Below are 11,994 nucleotides of genomic sequence, written 5' to 3' on the forward strand. Positions count from 1 at the left end.
GTGGGGCACGGTCCTCGGCGGGTCCTCGGCCGGTCCTGGGGCCCCGTCGTCAGGGGGTCATGAAAACCACGACCCCCGGCGGAAGCGCTGTTCCACACTGAGAGCGCCAAGGCCCGACAGACGTCACGCGGGGGTACATGAGATGTCGCTGTCCCAGCAGGAAGACCGGTTGTCGCTCGTCGACTTCCTGCCCGCGCCGAGCCGGGCCACGAATCCCTGGGCCCAGATCCTGCGGGATCTGCGCGCTCAGGCCCCGATGAGCCACTGGTCGACCCGGGTGACAGCGGCCCGCATCCACCGCCACGACCGTCTCCGGCCGTTCGCGACCCGGGGGTTCCTGCTGGTGGTGCTCGCCGTGCTGTTCGTACTCGCCGACGGCGTCCGGCCGACCGCGTGGGCCCTGTTGTCCGTGGGCGTGACGCAGACACTCCTGGAGATCCACCTCGACGGCCAGGCCCACGGCGGCAGGAGGGCGCGGTTCACCCTCACCCGCCTGCTGCTCGCCTGGCAGGACAACTGGCAGTGGGAGCGCACGCTGCTCAACGCCACCGGGTTACTGGGCGGGATCGCCGTGCCGGCGAACGTCGTCGCCGTCCTGTTCTTCACCGGCCCGGGCCGGCCCGGCTGGGTCAAGGTCGCCGCCCTGGGGGTGGCTCTCGCGTACGCCAACTCGGGGATCTACCACGTGCTCACGGACGGCACCTACTACTCGGCCAACCAGAGCCTGCCCCGGATCCTGGTGACGCTGCGGGCGTACGGCTGGCTGTTGGTCACCGGAGTGCTGGCCCTCGTCGTGGGCCTGTCCGTACACCTGGGACGGTGGCACCCGGACATGGTTCCGCTGGCATGGGCGATGTGCGCGCTGCCGTACGCGGTCGGCCTGAAGATGCGCGACTACGACCGCTACCTGCGCGCCAGCGGCGAGGAGGCCGCCGTCGCGATGACCGAGGCGCGCAGTCGGCTGGCGCAGGACTTCCACGACACGCTCAACGCGGTCCGCTCGCTGAGCAGAGCGCTGGCCCGCGACGACTCGGTCAGTCCCGAGTACAAGATCGATGCCGCCGACCTCGCGCCGAAGCTCACCCTGGTCAAGGAGATGGTCGACGAGTACGCCTGGGAGGCCCAGGGCAGGGAGATCACCCTGGAGGGGATAGTCGAACAACTCGGGCGCGACCACTCCCTGCGCGTCACCGCCGAGTTCGGCCTCGGCGAACTGCGCCCGGAGAACCGGGAACTCGTGCGCCAGCTGATCACCACGGTCGTCGCCAACGCCGCCCAGGCGATGGCGCGCCTGGAGATCCACGATCGGCCGGTCTCGGTGTCCGGACAGGTCTCGGACGGAATGATCCACCTGAGCATCCGGGACCCGCTCCCGCTGATTCCGGCCGCCGCGTGGTGTCCCGACGGCAGCACACTGGCGGTCATGCGGGGCCGGCTGCGTCGGCTCGGCGGTGACATGACGCAGACCGCGGTGGCCGGGGGGAAGGAAATCCGCGGCGTATGGAGTGTCCGTCCGCCGAGGCTCAAGAGGGGGTCCACACGATGACGTTGGAATATCTCCTGGTCGACGACCAGGGCAAGCGCAGCCGGGTGTTCGACCGGCAGGTGTCCGTACCGGGCGAGCTCGAGTTCACGATGGTGGACGACCCGGAGCTGCTGCTGGACCTGAGCCCGGCGGACCTGGCGGAGTTCGACGGCGCGATCGTCGACTTCCACCTGAACACCTCGTCCAGCCCCGGCTACCGCCCGCTGACGATCACCGATCCCGCCCTGTACGACGAGCCGGTCGAGGTCCGCACCGGCATGGGCGTGATGCTGTACCTGAAGCAGCACGCGCCGCTGATGAACGTGTACGGGATGACCGAACTGCCGCACGGCCACGCACAGTTGTTCCTGGCCGCGGCCTCCGTCTGGCTGGGCGCCGAGCCGCTGAACGTGGACGAGCCGCCGGAGATCCTGCGCCGGGTCCTCCTCGACGCCGACGGGGAGCAGGCGCACCTCCAGGCGTCCCACCGGAAGATGCGGGACTCGGCCGAGCCCTTCCGCCGGCTGATGGACAGCTGCCTGAACCGCCGGCACCTGACCGAGACGTACGACTGGCTGCGCTGCTACCGCGAGTGCAACGGCCCCAGGGCGCACACCCAGGTCCCGGGTGCCGTCAGCCGCCTGCTGGGCCTGCGGTTCCGGGTCGACCCGGAGAAGACGTTCTTCCCGATGATGACCCAGTGGCAGAACGACCTCGAAGCGTTCGTGCGGGCCTGGGGCAAGGACACCTCGGACTGGCCGGATCTCTCGGCAGGCGTCTCCGCGAAGACCTGGGCGGAGCGCAACCCCGTGCTGGAGTACGTGAAACCGGGCGCGTACGACACCTTCTTCAACTCCAGGGATGTGCGGGCCGCGTTGACGTACTACCGCAAACTCGCGCCGGAAGGCGAGCTCCTGTGATGATCACCCCCATGACGGCGCCTGCGTGGCGGCCCGCACGAGTGGACACCACCGGCCGACCGGGCGGTGAGATCCTGCTCGGCGTCGTGGACGGCCGGCACGACAGCGACGACCCCACGTTCGTGGTCGCGCAGGGTTTCCTGGCGTTCGTGGAACCGTTCGAGATGCAGCGGTTCCAGGTGATCGCCGCGGTGCTGCGCGCGCGGCTCGTGGTCGTGGAGACGCCGGGCGCCGGATTCGCCTCCTCACGGCTGCTTCCCGAAGAGCGCCGCGCGTTGTTGCGGGGCGACTTCGGGGTGCCCGCGCGGCGGATGCTGCGTGCGGCCACCGAGGTCATCGGCTCCGACGGGCCCGCCGGTGCGACGGGCGTGCTGGGCTACTCCCTCGGGGCGTCCTTCGCCGCTGCCATGGCCGCCGTCTCCGGTACGTCCGGGACGGGGCCGCCGTTGGAGACCGTCGTGCTGGTCGAACCGGTCGCCGTCCAGCGGTGGAGCGCGGCGGCCCTCGTGTCGGCCGTGCGCCGCGAGAACCGTCTGGTCGGGACCTACCTGGCCGAGACGGCCACGGTGGCCGGCGCCGTCCCGCCCTTGGAGGCCCGCCCGGACGAGTCGCCGAGCACCCGCCGCCGCGCGGACCTGCTGCTCCTCGCGAACGCCCTGCGCGCCGGCCGCCTCTCCACCGACCTCGGCACCGCCGCACGACGCCCGGTCCGAGGAACCCGCCGCCTGATCGTGGTCCGCGGCGAGCAGAGCGCCCTGTCACCTCGACAGGCGGTGCGCGACCTGGTGACGGCCGCCGAGGGGCAGGGCATCGGGGCCCGCCTCCTGAGCGTCCCCGGCCCGCATGCCTTCTGGCACTCGCTCCCGGCGGTCGGCTCCGCCGCGACGGACCTGGCACACACGTTGGGGACGTTCCCCTCGTGACCCCTTCACCGACCGGACCGGCCCGGACCGCCGCGCGACTCAGAGGCATCGCCGCGGCAGCGCTCACGCTCGGCGTGGTCTGCCAGTTCGTACAGCGAACGGACCCGACCCCCTCACTGCTGTACTTCACGGTCGACTCGGCGCTGCTGGCCGCGACCGTCATGACCTGGCGCCTGGTGCGCGGGCCCGCCGACGGCGTCCGGGGCGACCGGGTCCGTGGTGCCGCCGTGGTCGGGGTGGTGCTCTCCTCGCTGATCTACGTGACGGTGATCGCACCGAGCAGTCCGTCAGGCACCTGGTTCGGCGCCCATGACGACGCGTGGGCACGTACGGCGACACTCTTCCTCCACGGGGTGGCACCGGTCCTGGTGGTCGCGGAGTTCCTGCTCTCCCCCTGCTCCCTCCCCGCCACCTGGCGCGAGGCCACTCTCCTCGCCTGGTGGCCCGCCACCTACCTGGCCGTCGTAGGCACCCTCTCGTGGTCGGGCGCGGCAACGATGCCTTACCTCTTCCTACGTCCCTCCCGGTTCGGCGATGTCACCGTCGCGGCGACCGTAGCCGTGCTGTACGCCATCGTCGTCGCGCTCGGTGTCGCCCTGGCAGCGACTCATCGCGCGGTCCGACGGCACCACCACACCATGGGGACCCGCTAGAACACGCGTCCCTGGGCGCGACGATGCCCCGCCGACCGTCATGGCCGGCGGGGCATCACCGGTAGGGCGCCGGAACGCGTCAGCCGATGTAGCCGGCGACGTCCGCGATCACGTTGGTCGTGCTGTTGGTGTAGAAGTCCACCTTGCCGTCGGAGCCGACCGGCGCGATCACCTGGTTGGAGATCGTCCTGCCCTTCACCCAGTTCAGGTTGGAGGCCGTCGGGCGGCTGCCGCCGTCGGCGAAGGCGGTGAGGTAGCCGCTGCCGGTGGTACCGGTGACGGTGACGGTGAGTACGACCGCCTTGACGCCGGCCGGGATGCCGTCGGCGCCGGAGATCTGTAGGGCCAGGGTCTTGCCCGAGCCCAGGGCGGCCGTCTTGCGGGTGTCCAGGAGACGCAGCGGGGTGACCGTGTCGAAGGTCGAGCCGCTGGTGGAGAAGTAGCCGGAGACATCGGCGATGACGTGGCTGGTGCCGTGCACGTAGATGCTGACGTTGCCGTCGCTCGCGATCGGCACGACCACGAGGTTGGGGATGGTGGTCCCGGTGGCCGACCAGTTGACGTTGGAGGCGGTCGGGCGGGTGGCGCCTTCGGGGTAGGCCTCCAGGTAGCCGCCGCCGACGGTCTGGGTCGCCGTCAGGTTGAGCACCACGGAGGTGGCGCCGGTCGGTACGCCGCCGTGGCCGCGGACCTTGAGGCTGACCACCGCGTTGGAGATCTTGGTGGTGGTGGAGATGCCGACCTTGGAGCGGGTGTCCAGCAGGCGGGCCGGTGCCAGCGCCGTGTACTTCGAGCCGGTGGTGCCGCTGGTGTAGTAGCCCTGGACATCGGCGATCAGGTGGGTGGCGCTGTTGGTGGAGAGGTCCACCACGCCGTCACCGGCGACCTTGACGGTCGTCGAGGCCGCGACGGTCTGGCTCGCGCCGGTCCAGTTGACGTTGCTGGTCGACGGCTTGGCGGTGCCGTCGGCCCAGGCCGTCACCGAACCGGCGCCGGTGGTGCCGGTGACCGTGAGGTTGAGCACGACACCGGTGACGCCGCTGCTCGGGATCCCTCCGACGCCCTCGATCTTGACCGGGGCGGTGCCGCCCGCGACCAGGGGCTTGGTGCTCGGGATGGAACTGAGGCCCCAGCCGGTGCCGTTGCGGGTGTCCAGCAGGCGCTTGGGGCTGCTGAGCGGGTGGAAGGTGGAGGCGCCCGTGGCCGCCGTACCCTTGGCCGCGCACAGCGCGGTGGTCAGGCCGGCCTCCTTGGGCGAGCCCAGGCCGGTGACCTCGTCGTAGCCGGCCGCCGCCGTGAAGCCGGTGGCGTACGTGGAGTTGTTGCCGCTGGTGACGTCCCAGAAGTTCGTCGGGTAGCTGCTCCGCGCGGCCTTGTAGAGGGCGTTGTTGAGGAAGCCGACCTGGCCGTTGGCCTGGCAGGCCGCGCCGGCGTTGGCCTGGACGATCGCGGCGGCCCAGGTCGGGGCCGCGCCGCTGGTGCCGCCGATGATGGCGGGGAGGGGGCTGGAGGACTGGCTGTCGTCCTGGAGGTAGATCGGGTAGCCGGCGTACGGGTCCGCCAGGGCGGAGACATCCGGAACGGCACGCTTGGTGGTGGCGGCGACACCGCCCTGGTAGACGACGGGAGCCCAGCGCGAGGAGACGCCGCCACCGGTACCGCCGGTGTCGTTGTTCCACGTCTTCTGGGTCGCGCTGCTGCCCGAGCCGGTCATCGTCGTACCACCGACGCCGGTGACATAGGGCTGGCTCGCAGGGTCGTCGACGGCCTTGGCGGTGGAGCCGGTGGCGCGGTAGCAGTCGCTGGAGCCGTCGTCACCCGAGGCGGCGACCACGCTCTGGCCCTGCGCGGCGGCCTCCGCGAAGACGGTGTTCTCGGCGTTCGCGGTCGCGCTGCTCTCGACCGCCTCGCACTCACCCCAACTGGTGGAGATGACCTGCGCCTGGTCGTCGGTGACCATCCGCTGGTAGACGTCGAGCACGTTCTGGTCGGTCGCGGACGCGGCGTCCGGGCCCTGGTAATCGATGATGCTCGCGCCGGGCACCAGACCGATCAGGTCGTCGATGTCGAGCGCGGACTCCACGCCGACCGACCCGTCGGTGGCCGGTGCGCCGGCCCCTGCCGTCGTATCGACGTACACGGTGGAGACCGAGGTGCTGGTGCCGACGCAGGACTGGTACGCGGCGATACTGCCGGCGTCGACGTTCTCCAGCTCGAACACGGCCACGGTCTGCCCCGCACCCACGGTGGCGGAGCTGGTCATCCCGTAGGTACCGGCCAGCTTGCCGGGGCTGTAGTAGTCGGTGCCGTCGGCGAGGCCCGAGCCGGTGAAGTCGGCGCAGAGCGCCGGGCTGTACGCGTTGGGGGTCACCGTGCGCGAGCCGCGTCCGGAGACGGTGGCGGAGCCGGAGCTGGTCCTGCTCGCGCGACGCGCCGCGGTGTGGTGGCCGGCGACGGTGTTGACGCTGCTCAGGCCGACGACCCCGGTCACCGACGCCGCTACGTCCGCGGGCAGGGAGGGGGCCGACGTGTTGAGGTAGTCGGTGGTGCCGTCCTTGAGCCGGACGTTCCGGAAGCCGGTGGCGAAAGCGTGGGACGCCTGTGCGGCGGTGGCGGTGACTGGTATGGACAGGCCGTCCGGACTGACCTTGCCGGGAGCGAGACCGGCCGCCTTCAACGCCCGTGAGACCCCGGCGATGGTGGCCCGCGTAGGACCGAAGACCGAGGCGAACTGCCCCTTGGCCAGGTAGTGGTGGTACTGGGCGTTCCCTGGTGTGGACACCGCAGTGACGAAGTCCGCCAGCGACTGCGGGTCACGCGGGGCCAGGTTGACACTGAGGTGCAGCGTGGTTCCCGACGCGGTCGCGCCGGTCACCGTCGCACCCGCCGGGACGCGCGGAGCGGTCCCTATTCGTTTGGGTGCGTCCGATCCGGGCGTTCCCGCCTGGGCGACCGCGCCGTTGGCGGTCGCGGTGACGACGGTGAGGGCGACGGCGGCGGTGGACGCCGCCATGATCACCCTGGCCCGTCTGTGGGTCTTGGCTGCCGCGGGTCCGGGACGTCCCGGTGCGGCGTGGGCCTTCTTGGCCATACAGAAATCTCCTAGAAACTGACGCACCGTCATACCCGTGGCCGTGACGATGGTCGAAGCGTCACTCGGCCCCGCGGGCGCGTCCGTGTCACCAGGCACGCAGGAGCTATCCCTCTTAACCGAAGTGTGCGCATTTCTTACCAGGGCTGGACAGTTGCTGTCTCTGTTCACCCGGGAACCATGAACGGATCTTTACGCCACCGCCGCGGGGCGAGCGTGCGCGCCACGTCGTCGAGTACCGTCCGCGCTCTCCCGACCTCGGGCCAGTCCGCCGGACGAACAGCGGTTCCGGCCGACGACCGCGACGAGTCGGCCGACGGCAGGAAACAGCCGCCGAGGGTCCATTACGGGACGCCAGTTGCGCGACGCCGCTTTGCGCGGACGAGGCGAGCCTCAAGCACCACGTACAACACATTGGGGCCAGATGGCGTCCGACCAGGTGGTACCGGGGATCAAATCACCGGAATCCGCAGGCCTGGGACGGTCGCTGCGCCCGATCGGTTGTCCAACTCGCTTTACCGGGACGCTTCGTCGGCAGACACCCCCACGCAGATCGTCATGGGCCTCGAACCGGAACACGTAGCGCTTGATCCCCTGCACCGGGTGGTGGGACATGACCTTGCTCCCCCGCCCACGCCGCACGAACACACAGCGGCCAGGCAGCCGTTGCCCGGCTCCGCCACTGCACCGCCACGGGCTCGGCTCGGTCGCCACGGACAACCGCGACTTCTCGTCTCGGTCGCTCTCCGGGTGCGGCCATCGGGGCTGAACGCCACCGACTCCACCCCATCGGTGTGCCCTGTCAGGCGGTGCTGGAGTGGGAGAGCCGCGGCAGCGAAAAGACTGACGGAGTCTTCCGCTTCTCTGAGGAGAATGGTTCAGCCGAATCCAAGACGCCGGCCCCGTTCACTGAGTTGTTTCAGAGTGGCCACTGATCGGGTGACGACGTCGCCGCCCGCAACGGACAAGACCCCTGTGCCGCTGAGAGATGTGTTCGACGTCTCAACTCATTGGCACAGGAGCCTTGTTGGCCCCCTATCCTGCCGCACTCGACCTGCCTCATACGCTGGTCGAGTGGGCCACGATGCTCATCGTCACCCGCGAGGGTGACCGCCGCTGCAAGCTCCCGCCGCACCAGCGTGCGCTGGTCGGCCTGCTGTACCTGCGCCGGCACGACCCCCTCGCCCAGCTCGCGGCCGGCTTCGGCATCTCCGTCGGCACCGCCCACGCCTACACGGCAGCCGTCGTCGACCTGCTGGCCGGCCGCGCGCCCGGCCTGCTGCGTGCCCTGTGTTCATCCGAGCCGATGGCCGCCCCATCGACCCCCGCGACGACTGGGAGGAGTTCAAGGAACTGCTCATAGAGGCGGGCATCACAGACCGCCGCCTCTACGACGGAAGCCGCCACACCGCCGGCACGATCCTCAACGAACTCGGGGTCGACATGCCCACGATCATGGAAATCCTCCGGCACACCCAGATCAGCCAGACCCGCCGCTACGCCAAGGGTCGCTCGCACCTCTCGAAGGACGCGATGCGCCGCATGGGAGACACCTTCCTGCCCGCCCCCGAACCGGCCCCGGAACCCCCAACTGAGACTAGAACTGAGACTGGAGACCGCCGCGCGGCCCGCGCTCAGCGCCGACGCCGTATCCGGTAAAAGCAAAAGCCCCAGGTCACGGCGAGTGAGTCCTGAGGCTTCCACAGAGCCGCCTTCGGGATTCGAACCCGAGACCTACGCATTACGAGTGCGTTGCTCTGGCCATCTGAGCTAAGGCGGCGCGCTGTCCACACCATGGTGCGATCAGCAACGTCGGAAAGTCTACACAGTTTCTGGGGGTGCTCCGTACACCCCCCGGAAGCACCCCGGCCGCACCCACACCCACTCCTACGAACAGCGCCTCCCCACCCCCGGCGCCGTCCCGCGCAGCAAATACGCGTCGACCGCCGAGTCGATACACGCACTGCCCCGCCCATACGCGGTGTGCCCATCCCCCACGTACGTCAGCAGACGAGCCGACGAAAGCTGGCGGGCGAGGGACTGGGCCCAGCGGTACGGCGTAGCCGGGTCGCGGGTCGTGCCGACGACCACGATCGGGGCGGCGCCCTTCGCCTCGATGCGGTGGGGTTCACCCGTGGCCCTGACCGGCCAGTACGCGCAGTTCAGGGAGGACCAGGCGAGGCCCTCGCCGAAGACCGGGGACGCCTTCTCGAAGGCGGGGAGGGCCTGCTCGACCTGGTCGGGGGACGAGAACGCGGCCGGGAGGTCGAGGCAGTTCACGGCGGCGTTGGCGAACATCAGGTTCGAGTAGCGGCCGTCGGCGTCACGCTCGTAGTAACTGTCGGAGAGGACGAGCAGCCCGGCACCGTCCTTCTCCTTCATCGCCGACGTGAGCGCCTCGCGCAACTGCGGCCAGGCCGCCTCGTCGTACATCGCCGCGATCACGCCGGTGGTGGCGAGCGCCTCGCCGAGCTTGCGGCCGTCCGCGTCGCCGGTGGGGATCGGGTGCGCGTCGAGCTTACGGAAGAAGGCCTTCAGGTTCGTCCCGACCTTCGCGGGCGTCGTGCCCTTACTGCCGAGCGGGCAGTCCGTCTGCCGTGCGCAGTCCTTCGCGAAGGACTGGAACGCCGTCTCGAAGCCCGCCGTCTGGTCGAGGTTCATGCGGCGCGCGGGGAGGGACGGGTCCATCGCGCCGTCCAAGACCACTCGGCCGACCTTGTCCGGGAACAGTCCCGCGTACGTCGCCCCGAGGAACGTCCCGTACGACGCCCCGACGTACGTCAGTTTCCGGTCCCCCAGCGCCGCCCGCAGGATGTCCATGTCCCGCGCCGCCTCGATCGTCGAGACATGGCGCAGGACGTCGGCCGAATGCGCGCCGCAGCCTTCCGCGAACTTCTTGTACTCGCCTACGAGTTGGGTGGTCTCGCGCTTGTCGTCGGGGGTGGTGTCGGTCTGCGTGAACGTGTCCATGGCCCGCCCGCCGAGGCATTCGACGGGCTCGCTGCGGGCGACGCCGCGGGGGTCCATCGCGACCATGTCGTAGCGGGCGCGGACCTTCGCCGGGTAGCCGATGCCGGCGTACTGCTGGAGATAGCCGACCGCCGAACCGCCCGGCCCGCCCGGGTTCACCATCAGCGAACCGAGCGGCTTGCCCTTGCCGGTGGCCTTCTTGCGGGCGACCGCGAGCCGGATGTCCCCCGCGGTGGGCTTGGCGTAGTCAAGCGGCGCCTTCATCGTGGCGCACTGAAAACCGGGCACACCGCAGGTGTGCCAACCGAGCTTCTGCCCGTAGTACGACGCCAGGGTGGACGGCGTCGACTTCGGCAGCGCGGCCAGCGCCACGTCGGCGGCCGGGCTCGTCGCCGTCGTCGTACTCCCCGAGGAACACGCGGACACGAGCAGCGCGGCGACGGCGAGCAACGTGCCACCGGCCCGACGGGCGCGGTGGCTACGGCGGCTTCCGCGACTTCCGTGGTTTCCGAGGCTTCGACGGTCCTGGCTGGGCTGACTCGGCTGGCTGCGCTCGCTGGGCCGGCGGAGGGGGCGCCTGATGTGCATCGACCGAGCGTAACCCTGTGCGATCACGTGAATGCTCTGCGCGCACGATCCACCCCGGACGAGTTACACCGTCAACCTCACACCCAGAAGATCCGCCCCCTGCGCGACCACCTGCACAACCCACTGTGCAATCCGCTGGTCAGCCAACCCGTCAGCCAGCTACTCATCCCGCTCTGAGCGCCAACGTCATCGCCTCCACCGCGAGCAGCGGCGCCACATTCCGGTCGAGCGCCACTCTGCACGCCCCGATCGCCTCGATACGGCGCAGCGTGGACTCCGGGGAACCGGCGCGCGCGAGCCGCTCCAGCGCGTCCTCGGCATCCGCGTTGGCGATCGCCACCCGGGAACCGAACTGGAGGGCGAGCACATCCCGGTAGAACGCGGTGAGGTCGGTCAGCGCGAGGTCGAGACTGTCGCGCTGCGTACGCGTTCTCCGGCGCTTCTGCTTGTCCTCCAGGTCCTTCATGACCCCGGCGGTGCCCCGCGGCATCCTGCTGCCCTGGCCGCCGCCCATCGCGGCCTTCATCTCCTCGGTCTCCTTGTCGTCCATCTCCTCGGCCAACTGCTTCGCGTCCTCGGCCGCCGCGTCCACCAGTTCCTGGGCGGCCTTGAGGCACCCGCCGACGTCCTCGACACGCAACGGCAGCTTCAGCACGGCGGCCCGGCGCTCGCGTGCGGCCGGGTCCGTGGCGAGGCGGCGGGCCCGGTCGACATGGCCCTGTGTGGCACGCGCGGCTGCCGCCGCCACGGCGGGTTCCACGCCCTCGCGCCGTACGAGCAGGTCGGCGATGGCGTCGACCGAGGGCGTGCTCAGGTTCAGGTGGCGGCAGCGGGAGCGGATCGTGGGGAGGACGTCCTCGATCGAGGGGGCGCAGAGGAGCCAGACCGTGCGGGGGGCGGGTTCCTCTACGGCCTTGAGGACGGCGTTGGCCGACTTCTCGTTCAGCCGCTCGGCGTCCTCGACGAGGATGATCTGCCAACGGCCGGTCGCCGGCGAGGTGAAGGACTTGCGGACCGTGTCCCGCATGTCGTCGGCGAGGATCTGCGCGCCCACCGCGGCGACGGTGGTGACGTCGGCGTGGGTGCCGATCAGCGCCGTATGACAGCCGTCGCAGAAGCCGCAGCCGGGGCTGCCGCCGAGCGCGCGGTCGGGGCTCACGCACTGGAGTGCGGCGGCGAAGGCCCGCGCCGCCTGATTGCGCCGGGAGACCGCCGACGGGCCGCAGATCTTGCTGTCGCGGCGGGCCGGGCAGGTGTACGCCGCCGGCCTGTGGCACCTGCCGTCGGGTCATCTGGACGGTCCGCACGAGGACGTCGTCACCGC

General features: G+C 70.5%; 6 protein-coding genes, 1 tRNA gene and 4 pseudogenes. 7 read left to right on the top strand and 4 right to left on the bottom strand.

From position 1 onward, the window contains the following. Nucleotides 1–142 precede the first annotated feature (142 nt). Genes ACNFOC_RS25310 through ACNFOC_RS25325 form a run of 4 tightly spaced genes read left to right on the top strand, consistent with a single transcriptional unit; the run spans nt 143 to nt 4,021 of the window. Nucleotides 143–1,546, top strand: coding sequence for a sensor histidine kinase (locus ACNFOC_RS25310; protein WP_416961384.1), 1,404 nt, complete (start codon nt 143–145; stop codon nt 1,544–1,546). Continuing rightward, nucleotides 1,543–2,445 (top strand): hypothetical protein, encoded by a 903-nt coding sequence (locus ACNFOC_RS25315; RefSeq protein ID WP_416961385.1) that lies wholly within the window; start codon nt 1,543–1,545, stop codon nt 2,443–2,445. The genes ACNFOC_RS25310 and ACNFOC_RS25315 overlap by 4 nt, the downstream gene beginning before the upstream one ends. Nucleotides 2,446–2,456: 11 nt before the next feature. Then, nucleotides 2,457–3,368, top strand: coding sequence for a serine/threonine-protein kinase (locus tag ACNFOC_RS25320; RefSeq protein ID WP_416961386.1), 912 nt, complete (start codon nt 2,457–2,459; stop codon nt 3,366–3,368). Beyond that, nucleotides 3,365–4,021: a Pr6Pr family membrane protein gene (locus ACNFOC_RS25325; protein WP_416961387.1), complete on the top strand. Its 657-nt coding sequence runs from the start codon at nt 3,365–3,367 to the stop codon at nt 4,019–4,021. The genes ACNFOC_RS25320 and ACNFOC_RS25325 overlap by 4 nt, the downstream gene beginning before the upstream one ends. A gap of 79 nt (nt 4,022–4,100) precedes the next feature. Here ACNFOC_RS25325 and ACNFOC_RS25330 read toward each other — a convergent pair whose 3' ends face one another. Then, nucleotides 4,101–7,112 carry a protease pro-enzyme activation domain-containing protein gene (locus tag ACNFOC_RS25330; RefSeq protein ID WP_416961388.1) on the bottom strand — a complete coding sequence of 1,004 codons (3,012 nt, stop codon included), beginning with the start codon at nt 7,110–7,112 and terminating at the stop codon, nt 4,101–4,103. Between the two features lie 1,027 nt (nt 7,113–8,139). Here ACNFOC_RS25330 and ACNFOC_RS25335 point away from each other — a divergent pair. Then, nucleotides 8,140–8,418, top strand: a pseudogene (locus tag ACNFOC_RS25335) (helix-turn-helix domain-containing protein); the annotation flags it as partial. Continuing rightward, a pseudogene (locus tag ACNFOC_RS25340) lies at nt 8,403–8,771 on the top strand (tyrosine-type recombinase/integrase); the annotation flags it as partial. The pseudogenes ACNFOC_RS25335 and ACNFOC_RS25340, both read left to right, overlap by 16 nt. Nucleotides 8,772–8,818: 47 nt before the next feature. On the opposite strand, the gene ACNFOC_RS25345 reads toward ACNFOC_RS25340, so the two are convergent. From ACNFOC_RS25345 to ACNFOC_RS25355, 3 genes and pseudogenes are all read right to left on the bottom strand, one after another. Beyond that, nucleotides 8,819–8,892 (bottom strand) — tRNA-Thr (locus ACNFOC_RS25345). Between the two features lie 107 nt (nt 8,893–8,999). Beyond that, entirely contained in the window at nt 9,000–10,670 is a 1,671-nt protein-coding gene (locus tag ACNFOC_RS25350; protein WP_416961389.1) for an alpha/beta hydrolase, read from the bottom strand. 163 nt (nt 10,671–10,833) lie between these two features. Then, nucleotides 10,834–11,871 (bottom strand): annotated as a pseudogene (locus tag ACNFOC_RS25355) (DNA polymerase III subunit delta'); the annotation flags it as partial. Between ACNFOC_RS25355 and ACNFOC_RS25360 the strand changes: the two are divergent. Then, a pseudogene (locus ACNFOC_RS25360) lies at nt 11,867–11,994 on the top strand (NUDIX hydrolase); the annotation flags it as partial. The pseudogenes ACNFOC_RS25355 and ACNFOC_RS25360 overlap by 5 nt on opposite strands.

Origin of the sequence: Streptomyces colwelliae (genome assembly GCF_048158785.1) — a bacterium.
Lineage (GTDB): Bacteria > Actinomycetota > Actinomycetes > Streptomycetales > Streptomycetaceae > Streptomyces.